This is a genomic window from Planctomycetota bacterium, assembly GCA_021414025.1.
Lineage (GTDB): Bacteria > Planctomycetota > Phycisphaerae > Phycisphaerales > SM1A02 > SYAC01.
This window is the reverse complement of sequence record JAIOPG010000008.1, coordinates 288,479-313,025: the sequence shown is the minus strand read 5'-3', so window position 1 is coordinate 313,025 and position 24,547 is coordinate 288,479. Positions and strand designations below refer to the sequence as shown.

Here is a 24,547-nt window from a genome sequence, read left to right as displayed (position 1 = left end):
TAGGTTCCGCCTTTCGGGGCGAGCGTGAAGTTACCGGGGACGGGCGGCCTCGGGCCGCTTCGCCTGGAGGTTCGCCGCGGCGTCGACCAGGGTTCGCGCGTGGCGCCGGGCCTCGCGGTCGGCGGCCTCGACGTCGCTCAAGTGCTGGATCGGGCGCGCCGGCAGGGCTTTCATGGTCCTCTGGATGATGCGGCCGATCTCGCCGAAGCGGATCTCGTGATTCAGGAAGGCCTCGACCGCGACCTCGTTGGCGGCGTTCAGGGTGACGCCGGCCGTGCCGCCCTGGCGGATGACTTGGCGGGCCAGCTCGACGGCGGGGAAGCGCTCATGGTCGATGGCGTGGAAGTCGAGCGCCTTGAGGGCGCTCCAGTCCAGTTTCTTGGCGACGCCGGGATGGCGCTGCGGCCAGCAGAGCGCGGCCTGGATCGGCAGCTTCATGTCAGGCGGCGACATCTGCGCGATCACGCTTCCATCGGCGTACTCGATCATGGCGTGCACCACGCTTTGCGGATGCACGATCGCGTCGATGCGCTCGGCGGGCAGATCGAAGAGCCAGTGCGCCTCGATGATCTCCAGCGCCTTGTTCATCAGGGTCGCGCTGTCGATGGTGACCTTGGGCCCCATCTTCCAGGTGGGATGGTTCAGCGCCTCCTCGACGGTCGCGCCGGCGGTCCGTTCGTGCGACCAGGTCCGGAAGGGCCCGCCGCTGGCGGTGAGCACCACGCGGGTGATCTCCTCGCGGGCGCCGCTGCGCAGACACTGGGCCAGACCGCTGTGCTCGCTGTCGACGGGCAGAAGAAGGGTTCCGGCGCGCTTGGCGGCAGCCGTCATCAATGAGCCGGCGGCCACGAGAGTTTCCTTGTTCGCCAGCGCCACGGTGCATCCGCGCTCCAGCGCCAGCAGCGTGGGAGCGAGCCCCGCGAATCCCACCATCGCCGCGACGACCAGGTCGCCCGGGCGCGCGATGTCCCGGATCAATTGCAGCGCGGCGTCGGGTCCGCTGCGGACCGAGTCGAAGCCCTTGAGTTGTTTTGCGGCCTCGGCATCCAGCAGGGCGAGGTTGGGAACCTGGAAATCGCGGGCCTGCTTGGCGAGGCTGGGTGCGTTGCGTCCGGCGGCGAGGCCGACGATCTGAAATTGGGGTGCGTTCGCGGATGGGGGCATCGACGCGAAATGAGAGACGACCTCGAGCGTGCTGGCTCCAATGGAGCCCGTCGAGCCGAGCACGATCAACCGTTGCGCAGGTCGAGTCGCGGCCATGTCCGGCTATTCCTTCCGCTGCGCGTCTTTGGCCGCGCCGGGAGCGAGGCCGCGCCGGGCGGCGCCGTAGAGGCTGCGCAGGAATCCGGTTTTCTTCTGGCCATCGGCGGAGGGTTGCGACGAGGCGGTGTTGCCCGAAACGTTCGCAGGCGCCACATTGCCCGACGGGACTCTTGCCGGAGCCGGCGCGCCGTGGGAAGAACCGGAATTCGAACTGGGATTGAAGCCGGGCTGTGCAGCGGATCGCTGGGCAGCGTTGGGATAGATCACCGGTCCCGCGTTGGGACCCTGGCCCTGGCCTTGGTCGCGCCCGCCGCGTCCGCGGCCACGCCGTCGACGGCGGCCGCGCGGACCGTCGCCTTCGGGCGCGTTGGGATCGCGCGGCGTGTGCGGCGCATTCGGGTGATCGCCTCCGGTGGCGGAGGCATCGGTTGATCCTTCCGCTGCACCCTCGCCTGACGGCTCGCCATCGCCATTGAGATTGGATCCGGCGACGGCTTCGCCGCCCATGCGACGACCGCGTCCGCCGCGACGGCCTCGACGACGACGGGGACCGCCCTCGCGATTGCCGGGAGCGCCTTCGCGATGGCCGGAAGCATCATTGGGATCAAGCGGGGCAGCGCCCTCGCTCGGTTCGCCTTCGACCGTGGGAAGGCCTTCCGGCCGCCCCGCCGATTGAAGCGGTGAACGCGGGGGTTGATCACCGCGAGATTGATCGCCACGAGATTGATCGCTGCGAGGCTGGTCGCCACGCGGGCGATCCTGCCGCCGGTTGTTGTCGCGTCCGCGTCCTCGGCCGCGCTGATCGCGCCGGCCGTCAAATCGCTGGCGCGAGCCGCCGTCGGAGCCCTGCGACTCCTCGGACGAATCGTCGGAGGACTCGCCCTCCTCAAGCTCCTTGGCGCGCACCTCGTCGATGACCGCGGGTTCGTCCTCGACGATCTCAGGAAGGTCGTCGAAGGCGCCGCTCATCAACATGGCGGTGGCGTCGGCCGGCAGGACTTTTCGTCGACGGCGGCGGCCGCGCCCGCGGCCGCGCGATCCATCGTCGTCGTCCCGGCCGGAATCGGTCGGGGCGCTCTCGTCCATTTCGGGCGGCTCGGTGGGCAGATCCTCCAGGCGCGGGGCCGAGAGATGCGAGAGGCGCGGAATCTCGATGTCCGCGTTGCGCTCGTCGTAGGCGTAGAGGTCCACGCGGTCGCCCGCGATGGCCTCGCTGATGCGGATGTCGATGCGCTTGCCGGAGTCGCGCTCAATCTCAACAAGCTGCTGGCGCCGCGTCGAGAGAATCACGCTGGCCACGCGCACTCCGCAGACCATCTCCACGCGGTGGATCTGCGGGTAGCTCAGCAGCAGCTGAATCTGCCGCAGTCCGTCGGCGGCGGTCGAATCGGGAAGCCGCACTTCGCCGGAACCGGCGCAATGCGGGCAGTCCATGTAGTGGGCCTTGCGCAGGCTCGGCCGCATGCGCTGACGCGTGAGCTCGATCATGCCGAAGGCGCTGATCGGGGCCACGGTGGTCTTGGCGCGGTCCTTCTTCAGGTGCTCCTGGATGCGGGCCTCGATGTCGCGGCGGTGCCGCGGCATGCGCATGTCGATGAGATCGCACACCACGAGTCCGCCCAGGTCGCGCAGGCGAAGCTGGCGGCAGATCTCGTCGACCGCCTCCTTGTTGGTGTTGTAGGCGTTGGTCTCGCTGTCGCGCGCCGAGCGGCTCTTGCCGCTGTTGACGTCGATGGCCACCAGCGCTTCCGTTTGATCAATCACCAGCGCGCCTCCCGAAGGCAGCGGCACTTCGCGGCTGTGGATGCTGTCGATCTGGCGGTCCAGGTCGAAGGCCGAGAAGATCGGCGCCGGCCGGTCGTAGAAGAGCACCTTGGGAGCGTCCTTGGCGAAGACCACCTCCAGGAACGCGGTCACGCGCTGCCAGGCGGCTTCGTTGTCCACGATGATGTGGCTGACGGTCTCGTCCACCATTTCGCGGACAGTGCGAAGCAGAATGTCGCTTTCGGTGTAGAGCTCGGCGGGAGCGCCCACGGAGTCGATCCGCTTGGCCATCGCCTGCCACAGGCGCTGCAGATATGCGGCGTCGCGCTGCAGCTCGGTGCGGCTGCGGTCGAAGCCCGCGGTGCGCAGGATGAACCCGAAGCCTTCGGGCAGATCGAGCGAATCAAGAATCTTGCGCATCTCGCGGCGCTGCTGCTCGTCGTCCACCTTGCGGCTGACGCCGACCTTGTCCATGTCCGGCATCATCACCAGCAGGCGGCCGGGCACGCTGAGGTAACTCGTGAGCGTCGGACCCTTGGTGCCGATGCCCTGCTTGATCACCTGCACGGTGATCTCCTGGCCCTTCTTCACGCAATCCTGGATTGCCGGGCGGTCGCGCCGCGGGATTTTGTGCCCGACGCTCTCGCCCTTGTCGCCGCCGGGGAAATATTTTGGATGCAGATCGCTGATGTGAAGGAAGCCGTTCTGCCCCTCGCCGAAGTCGACGAAGGCGGCCTGGATCGCGGCTTCCACATTGGTGACGCGGCCCTTGTAGATGTTGCCCACATTGGTGGCTGAGGCCACGCGCTCCGCGAAATAGGACTCGAGACGGCGACCGCGCACGAAGGCCACGCGGCACTCGTCGCCAGGGGCCTCGTTCACGATCATGATGGTGTCGCGGAGCTTGGGGGCCTCGCGACGCTTCACCAGGCGCTTGATGGTCTTGGGAGCCTGGCCTTCAGGGGCCGCTTCTCCGGAAGCCGCCTCGACGGTTCCTTCGGCGGCATCGCCGGTGGCGGTTTCCTCGAGTTCGACGACCTCTTCGAGGGTTTCGGTCTCGGAAGAAGCTTCCTCGCCCGCCTCGAGCATGTCGCGGCTCTCGGATTCGTCGGCGTCGGCGGTTTCCGCCTCGGCGTCAACGGCCTCGGTCGACGATGCATCGCCGGCCTCGTCCGCGGCATCCACCACAGGCTGTCGAAGCTGCTGGGATGAGGTCTCCTCGAAGGGAGTCCAGATCTGGCCGGGGGACATTTCGTCCGCGGCGGCTTCGGCCTCGGGGCCGCTCTCAGCCTCTGAAAAATGTTGCGATGGGGTCTCGGACGGCGTGTCTTTGGGGTCGATGGGTTCTACCACGTGTCAATCCTGCCGCGATTCGCGGCGGTACGTGGCGGGCGCTAGTGGCGAACGATGTCCAGTTCACAGCCGCTTCGGGAAGAATTCCCCGGGTAACTGAGATTGGGTTGATCGCACATCATGAGCGTTCCGCCATTGACTCTGTTGACCGTCTCGGCCGCACCTCACCGAAATTTTCGGGGGCGACCTCATGCAGTCAAAGGCAGAGTCGAGTTCCTGTTGTCCCGCGTGGCTCAGGCCGTGGCCCAGCCGCCGAAGTTCGCGGGGTCTAATTTTCGTAACTCGTCGCGGAGACTCGTGTGAATCTGCCGTTCGGAGTCGAACGAGCCGACCTTTCGGGCGAGGCGTTCGCAAAGTTCAAGGTTTACAGAGCGAATCACTCTTTTGATCGCGGGAATCTGTCCTGGAACGACTGACAGTGTACGCAAACCCATGCCAATGAGCAACATGGTGAAAACCGGGTCTCCGGCGATCTCGCCGCAAAGACTGGTCTCAATGTTGGCGTATCGGCCCGCCCGAATGACGTTTTTGACCAGATACAGCACTGCCGGGCTGGCCGCGGTGTAGAGGTTCGCCACCCGCTCGTTGCCCCGGTCGACCGCCAACGTGTATTGCACCAGGTCGTTAGTTCCGATCGAGAAGAAGTCCGCCTCGGTGGCGAAGGTGCGGGCCATGAGGGCGGCGCTGGGCACCTCGATCATGATCCCGATCTTGGGCTGCGGGTCGAAGGCGATGCCCTCCTCCTCGAGCTCCTCCATGACGTCGCGCACGATCAGCTTGGCCTGCCGCAGCTCCATCAGCGTGCTGACCAGCGGGAACATGATCCGCACCGGGCCGAAGGCGCTGGCGCGGAGGATGGCGCGAAGCTGCGTCTTGAACATCGGCTGGTGCTGCAGGCTGTAGCGGATGCTGCGCAGGCCGAGGAAGGGGTTGCGCTCCGGCTCGCTCAGCATGCCCTGGGTCATCTTGTCGGCACCCAGGTCGAGCGTGCGCAGCGTGCAGGGGCGGCCCTTGAGCATCTCGACGGTGTTCTTGTAGGCCTGGAACTGCTCCTCCTCATCGGGGGGCTTGTCACTGGTGAGAAAAAGAAACTCGGTGCGGTAGAGGCCCACGCCATCGCCGCCGTGCTTGAGCACGCTCTCCACTTCGGCGGGGAACTCGATGTTGCCCAGCAGCATGATGCGCGTGCCGTCGGTGGTGACCGCCTCGAGGGCGTCGTTCTCCTCGAAGAGCAGGCGCACCTTGGCGATCTCGGCGGCGCGCTTCTCGAAAGCCAGCTTGATCTCGGCGTTCGGCTTGAGCACGATCTCGCCGGCGTCGCCGTCGACGATGATTTCATCGCCATCCTGCAGCTTTTTGGCAATGTCCTGGCATCCGACGATGGCGGGAACGCCCATGGCGCGGAAGACGATCGAGGTGTGGCCGGTCAGTCCGCCCGCCTCGGTGACGAAGGCGATGACCTTGCTCCGCGGCACGGCGGCGACCTGGCTGGGGGTGAGCTCGTGCGCCACGACGATGGTGGGCTCGTTGAGGCGCTCGAGGCGGTCCTCCTCCTCGCCCATGAGCAGGCCCAGCACGCGGCGCTGCAGGTCGAGGATGTCATCCGCCTTGGCGGCGAAAATTTCGTTTCCCATGGAGCGAAATTGCCGCGAGAGCTTTTGGAATTGATCGTTGACGGCCGCCTCGACGTTTTGCCGGCCGGACCGAATGGACTGTTCGATGGGATCAATCAGCGAGCGATCATTCAGCATGCCCTCATGGAAGGCGAAGATCTTGGCGGCCTCGGTGCCCAGCTCGCGCTCGGCATGCTGTCGGAGCTGGATCAGGGCGCGGGCGGCGACCTCGCGAGTCTGGTTCAGTTTTTCGAGCTCGCCCGCGACTTCACTTTCGGAAATCGTCCGCCGCGGAACGTGGGTCTCCGCCTTGCCAAGGAGGAGGACTTTGCCCCACACGATGCCGGGACTGGCGGCGATGCCTTTGATTCGTTCCATGTCGTTCCTGGCGATGCGACCGGCGTGATGGCCTGGGAAATGCCAGACGGATCAAGCGGATCGGAGCCGCCGCAAAGGTAGCAATCCCGCCCTTCCCAGGGTGGACAGCGCCAAGGACTCCAGCTAGACTGTCCGTGTATCCGGATAAACGGATGAATGCGGAAGTCCGCCTTCTCCGTCGACCTTTCACCCCATTGGGAGCCCGACCGTGAACGCCACCGCCACGACTTCGACCGCCAAGAACGCGACCACCACCACCTTCATGAACACCGGATTGCCGCTGACCAGCAACGTGCCCTTCAAGGTGAAGGATCTCAGCGCCGACACCGTGCGCTTCGGCCGCAAGGAGATCGAGCTCGCCGAGCACGAGATGCCCGGCCTGATGGCGACGCGCGAGCAGTACAAGGGAAAGTTTCCGCTCAAGGGCGCCCGCATCACCGGCAGCCTGCACATGACCATTCAGACCGCGGTCCTCATCGAGACCTTGGTCGACCTCGGCGCCGAAGTGCGCTGGGCGAGCTGCAACATTTTCTCAACGCAGGATCACGCCGCCGCGGCGGTGGCGGTCGGCCCGAAGGGGACCGTTGAGAATCCCAAGGGCATTCCGGTCTTCGCATGGAAGGGCGAGTCGCTTCCGGAATACTGGTGGTGCACCTGGCGCGCCCTGGACTGGGGCAACGGCAAGGGTCCGAACATGATTCTGGATGACGGCGGCGATGCAACGATGCTGGTGCACAAGGGACTTGAGTTCAACAACTCAGGCAAGGTCCCGTCGCCGGACACGACCGACAATGAGGAGTTCAAGGTTGTGCTTCAACTGCTTGCCGATCTGCAGAAGACCAACGCGGGCTACTGGAAGCCCTTTGCCCAGGCCATTCTCGGCGTGAGCGAGGAGACCACCACGGGCGTCCATCGCCTGTACGAAATGCAGAAGAGCGGCGAGCTGTTGTTCCCGGCGATCAACGTCAACGACGCGGTCACCAAGAGCAAGTTCGACAACCTCTACGGCTGCCGACACTCGCTCGTGGACGGCATCATGCGCGCAACCGACGTAATGCTCAGCGGCAAGACCGCGGTGGTGTGCGGCTACGGCGACGTGGGCAAGGGCTGCTGCCAGAGCCTTCGCGGCCAGGGCTGCCGCGTGAAGGTCACCGAGATCGATCCGATCTGCGCGCTGCAGGCCTGCATGGAGGGCTATGAGGTGGTCACGCTCGAGGATGTGCTGGCGACCGCCGATCTCTTCATCACCGCCACCGGCAACAAGGACATCATCACGGGCGAGCAGATGCTCAAGATGAAGGACAAGGCCATCGTCGGCAACATCGGCCACTTCGACAATGAAATCGACATGGCGGGCCTGAAGAAGATCAAGGGCGCGACGCAGGTCAACATCAAGCCGCAGGTGGATGAGTGGAAGCTGCCCAACGGCCGCTCCATCATCATGCTTGCAGAAGGTCGACTGCTGAACCTCGGCTGCGGAACCGGTCACCCGAGTTTCGTGATGAGCACCAGCTTCACCAACCAGGTGATGGCCCAAGTCGAGCTCTTCCAGAACCACAAGAAGTACGAGAAGAAGGTCTACACGCTCTCCAAGACCCTGGACGAGAAGGTGGCCCGACTTCATCTTGGCAAGCTTGGTGCGAGGTTGACCGAGCTGCGCAAGGACCAGGCCGATTACATCGGCGTGCCGGTGGCAGGTCCGTACAAGCCGGATCACTATCGGTATTGATCCTTACGCATTCATGACGCAAGTGGAAGACACCCGGATCTTGTCCGGGTGTTTTCTTGCGCGAAGTCCTACTCGAAGAGCCACCATTTGCGCCGGGGCTTTTCGCCGTGCTTCAGGCCGAACCGCAGTCGCGCGGGTTCGCTGATGTAATCGGCCGCCTCGACCGGATCGTCGGTGATCTTGTAGAGCAGGGTGTCCGTCGGTGAAATGGTGCCCGCCGGCACAAGTCGCGTATTGACGAAGTCAAACAGCTCGTCCCAATAGGCGCGGCCCATGAGCACGACGGGAAAGTCATCGATCTTCTTGGTCTGCACCAGCGTGATGGCCTCGAAGAATTCGTCGAGCGTCCCGAAGCCGCCCGGCATGACCACGAAGCCGTAGGAGTATTTCACCAGCATCACCTTGCGAATGAAGAAGTACTGGAACCAGATCGTCCGGTCGCAATAGGCATTTTGAATCTGCTCATGGGGCAGCTTGATGTTGCACCCGATGGAGGGGGCGTTCACGTCACGGGCTCCCCGGTTGGCGGCCTCCATGATGCCCGGGCCGCCGCCGGTCATCACCGTGAACCCGCGCCGCCCCAGTTCGGAACCGACCTGTCGCGCAAGTTGGTACCAGCCGTTCTTCTCGTCGAAGCGGGCGCTGCCGAACACCGTCACGCAGGGTCCCACGAAGTGCAGCTTGCGGAATCCGCGGATGAATTCCGTCGCGATGCGCAGGATGCGGAAGAACTCCTCAAGTCGCGGCCGCGGTCCGCCGAGCATGAATTGCTCGGGAGGATCGGATGGCGTCTTCACGGCTTCGGGCTCGGGCACGCGGTCAAGAATAGTGAGATGGTGAGCTCCGTGAGCGATGAGCCATCAGTCGCTCCGGCAACTGAGGCTCCGTGAGCGAGGTGCTATCAGTCGCTCAGACAACGCTCCGGGGCTCGCGGACTCGCCCCTGCGCTAAACTCGCTTGGTGATAGCACCTCGCTCACTGCGCAGCACCGTTGAACTACGATGATTTCATGCGATTCCGCCTCATCACCGTGCTACTTCTCGCGCTGAATGGCATCCTCGGCGCGAGCAGCTCCAATCAGGGGATCCCCGCCCCGGCAGCCCCGGTGATCGCGAAGAAGCCGCTGGTCCTCGCCTTTTATTACCCGTGGTATGGCACGCCGGAAGGGCCGGGTGGTCGCGCTCACGGGAGCAAGTTCATCCACTGGGCAGGCGTCGACGCCATTGGCATGAGGATCACCTCGAGCACCCATTATCCCAAGGGCGGCGCGTATGACTCGCACGATCCCGCGGTGATCGAACGTCACTGCAACTTGGCCAGGAGCGCCGGCATCGATGGATTCATCATCTCGTGGTGGGGCAAGGACTCGTTCGAGGACCAGGCGGTTCCAGCGTGTCTTGACGCGTGCAAGAAAGCGGGCACACGGGCCTGCATCTTCTACGAGCAGATTCCCAAGGGCGGCACGCCGGAGACGGTCGCGGCGGAAATCACCGACATCGCCAAGCGCTTCGGTGCGCATGCCGCCTATCTCAGCGTCATCAGGGATGGCGTCGCACGTCCGGTGATCTTCGTCTATGGCCGCGCCATTCAGCAGCTCGGCGTGGAGAAATGGAAGGAGGTGCGGGAAATCCTCGCGCACGCGGCCGGCCCTCTTCCACTTCTGATCGGCGATGATTTCAGCGCCAAGGCCGTGGCAACTTTTGACGGTGCATGCGCCTATGGTCCCGCCGGCGACGTGGCCGCGGCGGCCAAGAAAAAGGAGTCGGTTCACACCTGGGCGAAGCGCGCGATGCCCTGGTGGGCGAACTGCGGCGAAGGCGGCGAGAAGGCCCGCGCCTCCGGGAAGATCTCATGCGCCACGGTTTTCCCGGGCTACGACGACACCAAGGTCCGCACGCCGGGTCTCTTGGTCGAGCGCGACGGTGGAAAACTTTACGAGGAACTCTGGCGCCAGGCGGTCGCCGCAAAACCGGACTGGGTGCTCGTCACCAGCTTCAACGAGTGGCACGAAGGCAGCGAGATCGAGCCCTCCGAGGAACTGGGCGACAAGTACATCAAGATGACGGCCGAGTGGGCGGCGAAATTCAAGGCGGCACAACCGAATCCCAACTGAGGGACGTGCCTTCAGACTTGGGGACGGCGGTTTCCCATCCACGAGCCGTGCACGGCGCAGAACAGCCCCAGCAGCGCATAGGCCATGCCCGCCCAGCCCAGCTTGTTTTCGGGAAGGATCCAGGCCAGACTGATGGAAATTATTCCGACGAATGCGTAGATCGCGCAGTTCTGCATCACTTCGCGCTCCATCCACGCCTCGCGCTCGTCGAATTGGAGCTGGTCGCGGCACGCGAGGGCGTGCCGATGCATGAAGCCGAGCACGCCATAGATCGAAATCATGCCCGCCCCGTACATGGTGAAGAGCCAGCGCCCGTCGTTGCCCGACATGCCCACGCCGAACTGTCCGCGGTTGAGCGCGAGCGAAAACAGGAATTTCAGCGGATAAACGTAGAACATCACCAGGAACATCAGCACGCCGTTGAGCACGATGATCTGCCAATCCTGCAATCCCGTGCGGCGGAAGAAGCGGTGATGCTCCCACCAGATGGCGCCGATCAGGACAAAGCACACGGCGAAGACCGGCAGGGCGAAGAAGCTTTCGCGCAATTCCGCGAAGGTTCGCGCCGGACTCAGGTTGACGATCAGCAGCGTCATGGCCAGCGCGAAGAGTCCGTCGCTGAAGGCCTCCAGCCGCGACACCTCGGTGCCGCGCAGGCGGAAGCCGTTCGTCTGCCGGGGCAGGCGCTCGACGTCCATCATGGGCAGAGTTCGATCAGCATGGACACGGCATTGCCGCCGCCCAGGCAGAGCGAGCAGACGCCGCGCTTGCCGCCGGTGCGCTTGAGCTGATGAATGAGCGTCACCAGCACGCGGGCTCCGCTGGCACCGATCGGATGGCCGATGGCCACGCCGCCGCCGCAGATGTTGAGCTTCTCGTGCGGGATGCCCAGCGGCGTGACATCCGCGAGGATTTGCGCCGCGAAGGCTTCGTTGACCTCGAAGAGATCAATGTCCTTGACGGCGAGATTGTTTTTCTTGAGCAGCGTTTCAATGCCGAGCTTGGGGGCGAAGAAAATATCCTTCGGAGCCACGCCGACGGTGTTGTAGTCGAGGATCTTCGCCATCGGTTTGGCGCCGATCTTCTTGGCGAACTCCTCGCTCGCCACGATCAGCGCCGCGGCGCCATCGGAAATCTGGCTGGAGTTGCCGGCCGTGACGGTTCCATCCTTGTTGAACGAAGGCCGCAACTTGGCCAGCGCCTCCAGATTTGAATCGGCGCGGAATCCTTCGTCCGCATCAAGGCCTTGCTTCTGCGAAATCCGCTCGGCGGTGAGCGGCACGATTTCCGCCTTGAAGTGCCCATCCTTCGTGGCCTGCGCCGCCCGCTGATGGCTCTGCACGCTGAACTTGTCCTGCGCCTCGCGGGTGACGCCGCCGGTCTGCGCCGTGTAGTCGGCGGCGAATCCCATGCCCCATTTTTCAAAGGGGCAGGTGAGACCATCCGCTGACATGTGATCAATGAACTTGGCGTCGCCAAAGCGAACTCCGGCGCGAACGTGCGCGAAATGCGGAGCGAGATCCATGTTCTCCATGCCGCCCGCGACGCCGCATTGGATGTCGCCGGCCTTGATGCTGGTGGCCATCTGCATCACCGCCTGCAGGCCCGATCCGCAGACCTTGTTCACGGTGACCGCGTTGAGCGTGTGGGGCAAACCCGCCAGCAGACCCGCCTGCCGCGCTGGGTTCTGCCCGACGCCCGCCTGCAGCACATTGCCCATCACACACTCCTCGATCGCCGCCTTCGCCGCGGGCACATCGGCCAGGACCGCCTCGATGGCGAAGGCCCCGAGCTGCGGCGCCGGCACTTTCGCGAGCGATCCGCCGAAGCGGCCGATGGGGGTGCGACGTGCGGCGAGGATGACGGGTTGCGGCATGGGTTTCTCCTTGCGGGTGACTCGGCGTGCGTGCCCGCATGCGCGGGCGCGATGTTCGGGAGGAGGATGGTAGCCTGAGTTCGGGGCTGCTTCCGGCCTCATTCTGGAGACGATTCATGAGTTCCGCGAAGCCCAGCAAGACCACGGCCGCCACGGCGGCTGATTCCAAGCGACCCGATGTCGTCACCGACAATCTGGTCAGCCTGCAGAGTTTCATTCTCGAGGAAGAACAGAAGTATCCCAGCGCCACCGGCGAATTCAGCTGGATCATCTCGGCGATTTCACTGGCCGCCAAGATCATCGCCTTCAAGGTTCGACATGTGCGCCTGCAGGGGGTCATCGGCCAGGAAGGCACGATCAATGTGCAGGACGAGGTTCAGCTGCGCATGGACATGATCTCCAACGAAGTCATCATGCGCGTGCTTGGCTCGCGCCCCTCGATCGCCGTGCTGGGCAGCGAGGAGGACCACGAGCCGACCATTTTGCGCAAGGGCAGCGAGGGCGGCAAGTATTGCGTTCTCTTTGATCCGCTGGACGGTTCGAGCAACCTCGACACCGCGGTGGGCGTGGGAACCATTTTCACCGTGCTGAAAAATGATCCGGGGATCTCCGGCGCCATGGAGACCGTCTGCCAGCGCGGCGCCGAGCAGATCGCCGCGGGCTACGTGCTCTACGGCTCGAGCACCGTCTTCATGCTGACCACCGGCCACGGCACCCACATGTTCGAGCTGGACACCAGCGTGGGCAGCTTCCTGCTGGTCAAGCGCGACCTGCAGATTCCGCAGGCGAACAAGGTCTATTCCGTCAACGAGGCCTACGCCGAGGGTTTCCCGCGCGGCTACCGCGACTACCTCGCCTGGACCCACGCCAATCAGTATTCCAGCCGCTACATCGGCAGCATGGTGGCGGACGTGCATCGCACGCTGATCAACGGCGGCGTCTTCCTCTATCCGCCGACCAAGAAACACCCCTCGGGAAAATTGCGCTTGCTTTACGAGGCCAACCCGATGAGCTTCCTGATGGAGCAGGCCGGAGGCAAAAGCACGACGGGCTCCATGCGCACGCTCGACGTGGTGCCCAAGCACCTGCACGAGCGCACGCCGCTGGTGATGGGCTCGCCCGAGGAAGTCGACCATGTCATGCGCTATGTTTCGGGATCGAAGAGCTAACCGACCGCGGAATCATTCCAAGAAAGAATCGTCCATGCCACGTTCATTGCTATCGTTGATGCTGGTTGTTGCCGCCACCGTGAATGCATCGGCCCGGGCCGCGGATGCCAAGGCGCCTGCGATGCTTGCCGACGCGCCGGGCCGCGGCTATTTCTCCCACCCGGCGGTGCGCGGCGAGCGCATGGTCTTCGTCGCCGACGGCGATCTGTGGACGACCAAGATCAACGGCAGCGCGCCCTACGAAGCGGCGCGCCTGACCAGCGGCGCGGGCATGGAAAGCTGGCCGGTGATTTCTCCGGACGGCAGGAACATCGCCTTCGCCGCCGACTACGACGGCAATCCTGAGATCTACATCATGCCGATCACGGGCGGATCGCCCAAGCGTCTGACCTTCCACGACTCCAGCGAGCAGCCGCTCACCTTCACACCGGACGGCAAGTTCGTGGTCTTCCGCTCCTCGCGGACCAACCCGATGGGGCGAGTGGAACTCTGGCAGGTGCCCGTGACCGGCGGCCCTGCGCAACCGATCAACATCGGCGAGGCGTCGCTGGCGGCGATCGATCCGGCGACGGGGCAGATCGTCTTCACGCGCTGGTCCAACGAGAACTGGCATTGGAAGGGCTATCGCGGCGGCACCGCGCCGGACCTCTGGCTCGCCGGCTCCGACCGGAAGTCCTTCGCCCAATTGACCAAGACGGCCGAGAACGAATTGTTCCCCATGTGGAAGCAGGGTCGCATCTGGTTCCTCTCCGACTCGGGCGGCGTGATGAACCTCTGGAGCGTGGACGCCAAGGGCGCCGACCGGACGCAGCACACCTTCTTCACGTCCTCCGACCTTGAGCCGCGCTGGGCCAGCGCCGATCCCGCGGCCGACGGGGGATGGATCGTCTTCACCCGCGGCGGCGAGATCATCAACTTCGACACGAAGAGCGGGCAGATGCAGGCGCTGGACATCCGCCTGATCGGCGACCGCCTGCAGAGCCGGCCGCGCTTCGAATCCGTGATGGCCCACGCCGAGGGCTTTGCGCTCTCGCCGGGCGGCAAGCGACTGGCGATCGAGTCGCGCGGCGAGGTGACGGTGATACCGGTCGACCCGCTCAACGGCCATGAGATCACCACGCCGATCCAGTTTCCCGGCCGCAGCATCAGCCGCGAGCGCGACGTGACCTGGCTGGGCGAGGACCTGGTCGCCTACGTGAGCGATCTCAACGGCCAATCCGACATCATGACGCGGCACATTGCCGTTGATCCGCGCGAGAATCCCGCCGACCCCGCCGCCGGATCCCTCTTCTCCCCGGACGAGACGAAGGTCGAGAGCAGCGAGTCGTGGATCCATCCGCCGGTGGCGAGCCTGGACGAAAAGCACCTCGCCTGGAGCACCAAGACCGGATTCCTGCGCGTGCTGAATCTGGAAACCAAGGCTTCCGTCGAGGCCGACGCCTCCGTCAACGGCGCGATCTCCGACTATCGCTTCAGCCCCGATTCCAAGTGGCTCGCCTGGTCGCGCCCGCTCTCGAATGGACTTCAGCAGGTCGTGATCCGCAATCTCGAGACGGGCGTGAACACGTCGATCGGCGAGGGCATGACCAACGACTACGCCCCGCGCTGGGATCCCGCCGGCCTCTACCTCTATTTCCTCTCCGACCGCAACATCAACCCCACGCCCGACCACGCGGAGCTGAACTTCGCCAACCTGCAGACCACGCAGGTGTGCGTGGTGCCGCTCTACGCCAAGTTTCCGCCGCCGCTGCGGCAGGACGCGGCGCAGATGGGCATGGACCTGGGCGCGTGGCGCGACCTGGGAGCAAAGTTGAAGGAGGCGCACGAGGCGGACGAATCCGGGGAGGCCGCATCGGTCCCGATGGATGGATCTGCGGCGCAAGCCGGCGAGGCGACGAACGCGGGCATCCCGCATGCGACGGCCGAGGCGAAGGGCAAGGAATCCGCCGCCGACAAGGGCAAGAAGGCCTCGGAGCTGGCGGAGCTCGACGCGGAGATTCCCGCCGAGGTCGACAGCGCGGGAATCTCAGAGCGCGTGGCCTTGCTGCCGATCCCGGCGGGCAGCTTCGACGGCTTCGAAGCGATCGCCGGCGGCGTGCTGCTGGGACGGCGCCCGCTCGAGGGCGTGCTCGACGAGAAGTGGCCCGCGCCGCCGCTGGGCCAGGGCGGAACCAAGGTCGAGCGCTTCGACCTGGTCGAGGAGAAGACCACGCCGCTGCTGGCCAACGCGGTCGAGGCGTGGATCATGGATCCGACCGGCGCCAAGGTCGTCTCGTGGGACGGTTCGGCGCTTTCCAGCATCGACACCACCGGTGGCGAGCCCAAGCCCATCGAGACCAAGGACCTCGCGGTGCGCGTGGACCCCAAGGCGGAGTGGAAGCAGATCTTCGAGGAGGCCTGGCGGCTGCAGCGCGACTTCTTCTGGCGCGAGGACATGAACGGCGTGGACTGGGCCGGCATCCGCGAGCGCTACCGCCCGCTGGTGGAGCGGATCGGCTCGCGCGGCGAACTGAACGACGTCATTGGCGAGATGATGTCCGAGCTGCGCAACAGCCACGCCTACATCTCGGGCGGCGCCGATTTCGCACAGACCCGGCCGGTGTCGGTCGGCTCGCTTGGCGCGGACCTGCAGCAGACGGACGAGGGATGGAAGATCGCGCGGATCTTCCCGGATGAGTCGGCGATCGGCGGCGGCGAGAGCCCGCTGGCCAAGCCCTTCCGAAACGTGAAGGCCGGGCAGTACCTGCTGGCGATCGACGGCGTCAAGCTCGATCCCAAGCAGGATCCGGCGGAGTTGCTGGTGGACAAGGGCGGCAAGAGCGTGCGGCTCTACATCGGGGATTCCCCGAAGGACACGGAGGGCACGCTGGTCGAGGTCACGCTTCCCTCCAGCGACCACGCGCTGCGCTACGCCAGCTGGGTGGAGGGCAACCGCAAAAAAGTGGCCGAGCTTTCCGGCGGCAAGCTGGGCTACATCCATCTGCCTGACATGGATTCCGAAGGGCTCATCTCCTTCATGCGCAACTTCTATCCGCAGACGGACAAGCAGGGCCTGCTGGTGGACATTCGCGACAATGGCGGCGGCTATATCAGTCAGGCGCTGGTGGAGAAATTGTCGCGCAAGCCCTGGGCCTACACCGTGCCGCGCGAGGGACGCATCGAACCCTATCCGACTCGCGTGATCGACGGACCGATCGTGGTGCTGATGGACCAGGGAGCCGGAAGCGACGGCGACATCTTCCCCGAGTCCATGCGCCTGGTGAACGGAACCACTCTGGTCGGCACGCGCACCTGGGGTGGCGTGGTCGGCATCGACATGGACAAGGGATTCATGGATGGCGGCATTTCGTCGCAGCCTGGCTACGGATTCTGGACTCCCAAGCGCGGCTACAAGGTGGAGAACGAGGGCGTGACGCCGGACATCGAGATGGTGTGGCTGCCGCAGGACCAGCAGGCGGGGCGCGACACCCAGCTTGAGCGGGCGGTCGAGGTGCTTCTGAAGCAGATGCCGCCCAAGCACGAGATGCCGGTGCGCATCCGCAAGGGCGGCGCACCGGAGAATTCCGGCGCGGCAGGGGGCGCCGCGTCCTCGACGAATGTCCCAGGCATGAAGTGATCCGCTATTCGAAGGGACCGCGGTCCAGCAGCTCGAAGTCGTAGAGCTCGGCCAGCTCCTTGCGGTCGAGCGTACCCAGCGCGGCGAGCGTGCCCACCAGCCGCTTGCCCTTCTTCACGCCGAGCCCGGCCATCAGGGCGAATTTGGCGGCAAGGATGTCCTGCAGGTTCGCGGTGTGATTTCGCGCATGTCCGGCGGGGAACATGACCAGCCCGCTGTCGTGCGTGCCCTGGTCGGTGGTGATCTTCACCTGGGTCGGAATGCCCTCGGGGTAGCGGCGGTCGAATTCCGGACCGCCATGCTCGAAGTGGACCTTGGCCATCATCGCCCGCGTGTTGGCATTGAAGATCGCCTCCGAGCCGTAGTCCACCGGCTCCAGCATCAGCGCCTTCCACGCGTCGTCGCTGCTGGTGCCGAGCCCGGCCCGGCCCTTGGAGGCGACCCGCTCGATGGCCTTGCGCAGCAGCGTGCTGACGATGTAGAGCATGGAGTGGTCGGCGCTCTGCCGCGTCTTGGGGTCGCGCTTGGCGGGGTCGCCGATGATGCCGAAGGCGGGCTCGTAGGCGGTGATGGTGATGCTGCGGATGGAATCCGGCTTCTCCGCCAGCTCCGGATGGCGCTGCACCAGGTCGATCACGCCCTGGAGCGCGCCCGCGCTCTGGTGCTCGTAGAGGCCCAGCTTGAAGTGCATACCCATCACGGCGAAATCCGAACCGGCCATGGAAAGGTGCAGGTCGAAGGGGCTGTCCCCCTGGGTCGGCTCGAACTGACGAAAGAGGCTCTCGGGATTTCGGAAGATGTCGCGCGGGCCCAGGAAGCCGCGCATCGAACGCTGCATGCAGAGCACGGCGAACTCGGCGCTGATGGCGGCGCTGGCCCCCTTGGAGTCGCTGAGCTGCTTGCCGGCGCGGATGGCGCGCCAGGGAATCGCGTGGGCCACCATCATGCCGATGGCGCCCTCGATCTCCTCGGCGGTCGCGCCCAGGATCGCCCCGTAGACCGCGGCGCTGGCGATCGCCCCATGCACCACGTGGTCGATCTTGTAGCTCTTGAGCGAGAAGACCTCGGCCAGGCGCCCGCGGATCTCGTCCAGGCAGACCATGCCGCGCAGCGCGATGTCGCCGCCTTCGCGGGCGAGCTGTGCCGCGGCAACGGCCACGGGATAGAAGTCGTTGTGGCCGAACTCACCGGCGGTGTGCCCGAGTTCGGGGCGATAGCCGAAGTTGGTGCCGTTGGAATCCCATTCGCGAACCGCGGCGCAGTTGGCCACCACGGCCTTCTCGGGGGAGACCCGCTTGTCGCTGCCGAAGACCGGGACGCCCTTCTTGGTGCGGTAGTCCAGGGCCTCCTTGCGCAGCAGCACCGGCGCGTTGGTGCCCAGCGCCAGCGCGCTGACGCCGCAGAGCACGGCGTCGGTGTGAAAGAGCGTGGTCCGCTCGAGGACGGAGGGATCGGGCCGGCCTTCGCGCAGGAAGTCGATCGCGTACTGGCCGATGCCCAGGGCCTGGTTGGAATTGCGGGAAAGAACGCGCGGCGACGATGCGTCACTCATGGAGATCTCCAAAGGGGGCGGTGAATGTAGCACCTTGGGGGCCGCGAACCTTCGCCGGGGGATGGCGGCGTTTACGCCGGGAAAATCGCGTTGAGCAGCTCGACCACGCCCTTGCCCTGGGTGGCGATGGTCTCCAGGATCGGTCGGCCCGCGGCCACGTCGAGCAGCTCGCGGACCAGCTTGGCCTCGCCGGCGTGGTCGGCCTTGTTGGCCACGAAGAGGTCGGCGATCTCGAGCAGTCCGGCCTTGTCCATCTGCACGGAGTCGCCCATGCCGGGAACCACGACCACGATGCAGCGGTCGACGTGGAGGCGGATGGCGACGTCGTTCTGGCCGGCGCCGACGGTTTCCACCAGGACGTCGTCGTAGCCCGCGGCGCCGAGCAATCCCAGAATGTCATCGAGCGTCGCGTAATCCTCGCCCATGATCGCCAGCGAGCGGTAGAAGACTCCCTCGTCGACGGCGTTGAAGTCGACGCGCAGCCGGTCGCCCAGCAGGGCCCCGCTGGTGATCGGGCTCATCGGGTCGAAGGCGATCACCGCCAGCTTCTTGGATCGCAGCACCATCTCGCGGGCCATCGAGGCCACCAGCGTGCTCTTGCCGGCGCCGGGCGCGCCGGTGATGCCGACCACGCGCTTGGGGCGCCGCCGCGGCGCCTTCGCGTCCAGTTGCTTGGCGTGGGCCAATGAGATCATCCGTGCCAGCTGCGCGGTTGGATTGGGTGTCGGCGCCGCGGGCAGCGGCGCGTAATCGCGGACCGAAGCGCGGACGCTCTCCACGATGGGCTCGAGCCCCGCGCCGGTGTGGAAAATCTTGTTCACGCCCCCGGCGACCAGCACCGGGACATCCTCCTGCGGAATGATGCCGCCGACGTTGACGATCATGTCGGGCCGGCCGACCTTGCGGCACTCCTCGATGAGCCGCGGCACCAGCACCAGGTGGCTGTTGCTCATCATCGAGCAGGCGATGCAGTCGGCGTCCTCGTCGCGGGCGCCGATGGCCAGGCTGCGCGGCGTCTGCCAAAGTCCGCTGTAGATCACGTGCACGCCGCTGTCGCGCAGCAGCCGCGCGATGAGCTTCACGCCGCGATCGTGGCCGTCCAGGCCCATCTTTCCCAGCAGCACGCGCGGCCGGTGCGGCAGACCGCCGCAGCGATCCTTCTTCTCAATCGCGGTCGTGGGTTCGGTGGTCGCTTTCACTTGGACGCAGCTCGTTTCTTCGGAGACCCGCAGATGGCGGGATCAGTTGGCTGCGACTTCGGAGTTCGCGGGAGCGCCGGCGTCGTTCGGAGACGCGGCGACGGGCTTCGCCTCGACCGTCCACTTGGCGGGCATCAGGCGGTGGGCGATGCCGCCGATGATCAGGTGCATGTTCTTGAAGTCGTGGTCGTCGAGCACGATCCGCTTGCCCTCGTCGGTCACGGCGGTGGCGGTCCAGGTGCTGCGTCGATCGCCATCCTTGGCGCACCAGCGGCGCATGTCGATCTCCACGATCTGGTCCCTGGTGTAGGTGCCGCCCGGGGTGTGCAGCGTGCCATCCTCGTCGAGGCGGTATTGGCGCCGCAGGATCTTCACGATCGGCCAGATGAAAAAGGGAGTGCCCAGGATGCCGCAGCCGACCACGTAGAGCCACATCTGCATCGGGCGGTCCAGCGGCGAGGGTTTGACGGGCGGGCCCGCGTTGCGGGAATTGATCTCCTCGACGGTCTTCTTGGCGGCGACATAGCGGGCGGTGTCGCTCTGGTTCAGCGGCGCGGTCGCGGCCATGGTCTCGAACTTTTTGATCTCCTCCTTGGCGGAGTCGATGGCGATGCAGTCCGCCTCGAGGTTGGGGATCTTGACCGCCCAGTCGTAATAGCCCCAAACACCGAAGACCAGGCACAAAAACGCGAAGATCGCGTTCCTCCAGAAGACGAAGGGTTGAATGGTGGTGCGAATGGGCATGAAACGAAATTGTAGCGAGCGTAAGGGCGATGGGGGCAGCCTTCGGGAGGCAGGCCACCTCGGCAGATTCGGAATCCATTCCAAATCTCACGGCTTCCGGTGTCAGCCGCAGCCGAGGGGTCGGGAGAGCGGTCTCCGTGCTCGTCCGACCAGTGCAAGGAGGTCCATCCACATGCCGACTAGTGCCTCTTTGGGGACCTGCCCCCATCGCGTGCATACGCCCGGGTCGTTATCGGAGTGGATGAACGACCCGGGAGTTTGTTTGTGAAGATGGCTCAGCTGCAGCCCATGCTGTTGCCGCAGTTGAGACATCGATAGCAAGTACCGTTTCGAACCGTGATCGCTCCGCAGACATCGCAGGCGGGAGCGTCGCCCATCAGCTGGGCGTTGGACTGATCAAGCACGGAGGCCGTGGCCTGAAAATACGCCTCGGCCGCGAGAGCGTCTTTCGTCGTCGCGCTCGCGGCCGCTCCAGCCAAAGATTCGCCCGTCAAGCGTCCAAGCTCGGCGACGGAGAGACGGCCCGGCCCCGCGTCGGTCTTCGCCTGGCCTTTCAATTCGAGAGAAGCGGAGATGGGATCGGCCGTGCCGGTCGGTCCACGACCATCGCCGTCCGTGCTCGAAAAACGGGCCGCTGTCGGGTTCGCGGCGCCATCCATGCGCTGTTGCCATCCAGTGTCCTCCTTGACAGTGTGGTGAAAATCAGACGCGGGAACATCCGGCGTCGCATAGGGAGCCGCGGCGGATCCCCGCCGTGGCGCGTTCGATTCGCGGTAGCCCGGGATGAACTGCATGCCCATCCATCGGAAGATGTAGTCCACCAGGCTCTTGGCGAAGGGAATCTCGGAATTCGTGGTCATGCCCATGGGCTCGAAGCGCTGATGCGCGAACTTTGTGACCAGGCTTTCAACCGGCACGCCGTACTGCAGGGCCACGCTGATCGCGGTGCCCAGCGAATCCATCAGGCCGCCGATGGTCGAGCCTTCCTTCGCCATGGTGATGAAGAGTTCGCCGGGGCGACCATCTTCATAGAGGCCGACGATGAGGTAGCCCTCATGTCCGGCGACGTTGAACTTGTGGGTGATGCTGCCGCGGGTCTCGGGCAGGCGGCGGCGCAGCGGCCGCTCGATGACGCGCTCCACGACCCGCTCCACGACGCGCTCCACGAACTCGCCGCCGCTCTGGGCCACGGGCACCACCATCGATCCGGTTTCGGCGACCTCGACCATGCGGTCGATGGATTGCGTCTCTGTGGAAAGCGATTCGTGGAAGACGGTGGTGGTGACGGAGGTCGAGGTGGTCGTGGTCTCGAGACCGTCAAGGTCCTCCTCCTCCTGCTCCACGTCGACCTTGGTGTTGAGCGGCTGGCTCAGCTTGCTGCCGTCGCGATAGAGCGCGTTGGCCTTGAGCCCGAGCTCCCAGCTCAGCCGGTAGGAGGCGCCGACCTCGCCCACGCTGGCCTCGGCCGGCAGGTTGATGGTCTTGGAGATGGCCCCCGAGATGAAGGGCTGCGCCGCGGCCATCATGTGGATGTGGCCATCCGGGCGGATGAATCGCGTGCCGGTGGCGCCGCATTTGTTGGCGCAGTCGAAGACCGCGAGGTGCTCCGGCTTGAGCAGCGGCGTGCCCTCGACCGTCTGCGTTCCGCAGATCAGGCGGTTGAGGGTGTCGATCTGCTTCTTGCGCAGGCCGAGCTTGCGCAGCCCGTTGAACTTCGGATCGGCCTTGGCCGCGGCCGGGCTGACGCCGATCTTCTCCAGCACCTGCGCCGGCATGCTCCAGGCGGAGAAGGCGAAGCCCAGCTCGAACATCATCGGCAGCTGATTCTCCAGCGCGACCAGGTCGTCACCGGTGTAGCCCTTTTCGCTGAGGAACTCGCGGAAGGAGGGACCGTCGCCGATCATCTGGCCCTCGACGTCGGGGATCGGCGTGTCAATGCTGAGCGTGCCGATGACGTGGGTCATGATCCGATCGGAGATCTCGTCGCTGTAGCCCAGCGCCTTGATCGCGGGGCGCAGACTCTGGTTGGCGATCTTGAAGTAGCCGCCGCCGGCGAGTTTCTTGAACTTGGTCAGGGCGAAGTCGGGTTCGACGCCGGTGGTGTCGCAGTCCATCAGCAAGCCGATGGTTCCGGTCGGCGCGATCACGGTGACCTGCGCATTGCGGAAACCGAACTTGGTGCCGAAGAGCAGGGCATCGTCCCAGCAGGCCAGCGAGCGTGAAAGCAGGTCGCCCGCGTTGGAGAGCGAGATCTTCCCGGTCTTGAAGAGATCATGATTGATTGAGACCGGCCGAATCGCCAGATCCTCCCATTCATTGGAGGCGCGGTCGACGCCGTAGGCGGCGCGGCGGTGGTTGCGGATGACCCGCAGCATGCTGTCGCGGTTCTCGCTGTAGCCGCCGAAGGCCCCATGCTCCGCGGCCAGCAGCGCACTGGCGGCGTAACTGCGACCGGTGAGGATGGCGGAAAGGGCGCCGCACACGGCGCGGCCTTCTTCGCTGTCGTAGGGAATGCCCGCCTGCATCAGCAGCGCGCCGAGATTGGCGTAGCCCAAGCCCAGCGTGCGGTACTTCCAGCTGAGCTCGGCGATCTCCTTCGAGGGGAAGGAAGCCATCAGCACGCTGATCTCCAGCACCGCGGTCCAGAGCGTGATGGCGTGCTCGTAGCCCTCGAGGTCGAAGGCGCGGGTCTCGGGGTCGTAGAACTTGAGCAGGTTGATGCTGGCCAGGTTGCACGCGGTGTTGTCCAGGAACATGTATTCGCTGCAGGGATTGCTGGCGTTGATGCGTCCGCCCTTGGGGCAGGTGTGCCAGGCGTTGATCGTGCTGTCGTACTGCAGGCCGGGATCGGCGCATTGCCATGCGGCGAAAGAGATCTGCTGCCAGAGGTCGCGGGCGGGAAGCGTCTTGGCAACCTTGCCGTCGGTGCGCTGGGTCAGGTTCCACGAGGCGTCGGCGTCGACCGCGTTCATGAACTCGTCCGAAAGGCGGATCGAGTTGTTGGAATTCTGGCCGCTGACGGTCTGGTAGCACTCGCCATTGAAATCGAAGTCCAGCTTCAGGTTGAGTCGGCTGGCGACCTCCTTCTGCTCGGGGGTGAAGCGTTTGGCGCCTTCGACGAGGGCGGCGACCTTGAGCTCCTCGCGGACCTTCCAGTTCACGAAGGCCTCGATGTCGGGATGGTCCACGTCCAGGCAGACCATCTTGGCGGCGCGGCGCGTGGTGCCGCCGCTCTTGATAGCGCCGGCGGCGCGGTCGCCGATCTTGAGGAAGCTCATCAGGCCCGAACTCTTGCCGCCGCCCGAGAGCGACTCGTTCTCGCCGCGAAGGCGGCTGAAATTAGTGCCGGTGCCCGAGCCATACTTGAAGAGGCGGGCCTCGCGGGTCCACAGGTCCATGATGCCGCCATCGCCCACCAGGTCATCGCGCACGCTCTGGATGAAGCAGGCGTGCGGCTGCGGATGGCTGTAGGCGTCGGCAGCCAGCGAGACTTCGCCGGTGTTGTGGTCGGCGATCCAGTGCCCCTGGGCCGGGCCGGTGATGCCGTAGGCCCATTGCAATCCGGTGTTGAACCATTGCGGGCTGTTGGGGGCGGCAACCTGGTTGAGCAGCATCCAGGAGATTTCGTTGTAGAAGGCCTGCGCATCCTGCGGCGTGGAGAAGTATCCGAACTTCTCGCCCCAGTGGCGCCAGCATCCGGCGAGGCGATGCACCACCTGGCGCACCGAGCGCTCCGGCCCGAGCACGGGCTTGCCCGCGGCGTCCATCGCGGGCTTGCCATCGGCGCCGATCTGCTCGACGCCGGCCTTGCGGAAGTACTTGCTCACCACGATGTCGGTGGCGAGCTGGCTCCACGCGGCCGGGATCTCGGCGTTGTTCATCTCGAAGACGGTCGAGCCATCGCTGTTGCTGATGCGGCTGGTGCGCAGGCTCCATTCGACGGTGCTGAAGACGTCTTGTCCGGGACGGGTGAAGCGCGGGGTGATCTTCATGGTTCAATCTCTCTAAGGCGGAATGAGGTGAAAATAAATTGGCCGGGGGAAGTCGGACGCGCCAGGCTCAGCTCGCCGCGGCGGTCCGGTCGTCGTGCGACGAGGGAACGCGCGGAAAGTGAAGCGGCGAATGTTTGGGGGAAGCTCCGAAGGAATCGGAGGAGTTGGCTTGGTGTGCCGGGAGGG

The 24,547-nt window shown here is 65.3% G+C and carries 14 protein-coding genes; 4 read left to right on the top strand and 10 right to left on the bottom strand.

Annotated features, from left to right (window positions below):
• Nucleotides 1-30: 30 nt before the first annotated feature.
• From dxr to ptsP, 3 genes are all read right to left on the bottom strand, one after another.
• Nucleotides 31-1,260: a 1-deoxy-D-xylulose-5-phosphate reductoisomerase gene (dxr, locus tag K8R92_12385; GenBank protein ID MCE9620690.1), complete on the bottom strand. Its 1,230-nt coding sequence runs from the start codon at nucleotides 1,258-1,260 to the stop codon at nucleotides 31-33.
• 6 nt (nucleotides 1,261-1,266) lie between these two features.
• On the bottom strand, nucleotides 1,267-4,380 hold the full coding sequence (locus K8R92_12380) for an Rne/Rng family ribonuclease (protein ID MCE9620689.1): 3,114 nt from the start codon (nucleotides 4,378-4,380) through the stop codon (nucleotides 1,267-1,269).
• A gap of 233 nt (nucleotides 4,381-4,613) precedes the next feature.
• Entirely contained in the window at nucleotides 4,614-6,371 is a 1,758-nt protein-coding gene (gene ptsP, locus K8R92_12375; protein ID MCE9620688.1) for a phosphoenolpyruvate--protein phosphotransferase, read from the bottom strand.
• Between the two features lie 262 nt (nucleotides 6,372-6,633).
• Here ptsP and ahcY point away from each other — a divergent pair, with 262 nt between their 5' ends.
• Entirely contained in the window at nucleotides 6,634-8,100 is a 1,467-nt protein-coding gene (gene ahcY, locus K8R92_12370) for an adenosylhomocysteinase (GenBank protein ID MCE9620687.1), read from the top strand.
• 68 nt (nucleotides 8,101-8,168) lie between these two features.
• On the opposite strand, the gene K8R92_12365 is transcribed toward ahcY, so the two are convergent.
• Nucleotides 8,169-8,864, bottom strand: a complete 696-nt coding sequence (locus tag K8R92_12365; protein ID MCE9620686.1) for a TIGR00730 family Rossman fold protein — start codon at nucleotides 8,862-8,864, stop codon at nucleotides 8,169-8,171.
• Between the two features lie 245 nt (nucleotides 8,865-9,109).
• On the opposite strand from K8R92_12365, the gene K8R92_12360 reads away from it, so the two are divergent.
• Nucleotides 9,110-10,213, top strand: a complete 1,104-nt coding sequence (locus tag K8R92_12360) for a glycoside hydrolase family 99-like domain-containing protein (GenBank protein ID MCE9620685.1) — start codon at nucleotides 9,110-9,112, stop codon at nucleotides 10,211-10,213.
• Nucleotides 10,214-10,224: 11 nt separating this feature from the next.
• On the opposite strand, the gene K8R92_12355 is transcribed toward K8R92_12360, so the two are convergent.
• Both K8R92_12355 and K8R92_12350 read right to left on the bottom strand, forming a co-directional pair.
• Nucleotides 10,225-10,914, bottom strand: coding sequence for a TMEM175 family protein (locus tag K8R92_12355; GenBank protein MCE9620684.1), 690 nt, complete (start codon nucleotides 10,912-10,914; stop codon nucleotides 10,225-10,227).
• Complete coding sequence (locus K8R92_12350) at nucleotides 10,911-12,089, bottom strand: thiolase family protein (protein ID MCE9620683.1); 1,179 nt, start codon at nucleotides 12,087-12,089, stop codon at nucleotides 10,911-10,913. The genes K8R92_12355 and K8R92_12350 overlap by 4 nt, the downstream gene beginning before the upstream one ends.
• Before the next feature lie 116 nt (nucleotides 12,090-12,205).
• Between K8R92_12350 and fbp the strand changes: the two genes are divergently transcribed.
• Nucleotides 12,206-13,258, top strand: coding sequence for a class 1 fructose-bisphosphatase (fbp, locus tag K8R92_12345; GenBank protein ID MCE9620682.1), 1,053 nt, complete (start codon nucleotides 12,206-12,208; stop codon nucleotides 13,256-13,258).
• A 34-nt stretch (nucleotides 13,259-13,292) separates the two neighbouring features.
• A complete protein-coding gene (locus K8R92_12340; GenBank protein MCE9620681.1) occupies nucleotides 13,293-16,874 on the top strand; it encodes a PDZ domain-containing protein in 3,582 nt (1,193 codons plus the stop codon).
• 4 nt (nucleotides 16,875-16,878) lie between these two features.
• Here the strand turns inward: K8R92_12340 and K8R92_12335 are convergent, their stop codons facing one another.
• The 4 genes from K8R92_12335 to K8R92_12320 all read right to left on the bottom strand — a co-directional run bounded on the left by K8R92_12335 (nucleotide 16,879) and on the right by K8R92_12320 (nucleotide 24,361).
• Entirely contained in the window at nucleotides 16,879-18,426 is a 1,548-nt protein-coding gene (locus K8R92_12335) for an MmgE/PrpD family protein (GenBank protein ID MCE9620680.1), read from the bottom strand.
• A 71-nt stretch (nucleotides 18,427-18,497) separates the two neighbouring features.
• A complete protein-coding gene (locus tag K8R92_12330; GenBank protein MCE9620679.1) occupies nucleotides 18,498-19,625 on the bottom strand; it encodes a cobalamin-dependent protein in 1,128 nt (375 codons plus the stop codon).
• A 42-nt stretch (nucleotides 19,626-19,667) separates the two neighbouring features.
• Nucleotides 19,668-20,369, bottom strand: coding sequence for a hypothetical protein (locus K8R92_12325; GenBank protein MCE9620678.1), 702 nt, complete (start codon nucleotides 20,367-20,369; stop codon nucleotides 19,668-19,670).
• Between the two features lie 275 nt (nucleotides 20,370-20,644).
• Nucleotides 20,645-24,361, bottom strand: coding sequence for an adenosylcobalamin-dependent ribonucleoside-diphosphate reductase (locus K8R92_12320; protein ID MCE9620677.1), 3,717 nt, complete (start codon nucleotides 24,359-24,361; stop codon nucleotides 20,645-20,647).
• Between the last annotated feature and the right edge of the window lie 186 nt (nucleotides 24,362-24,547).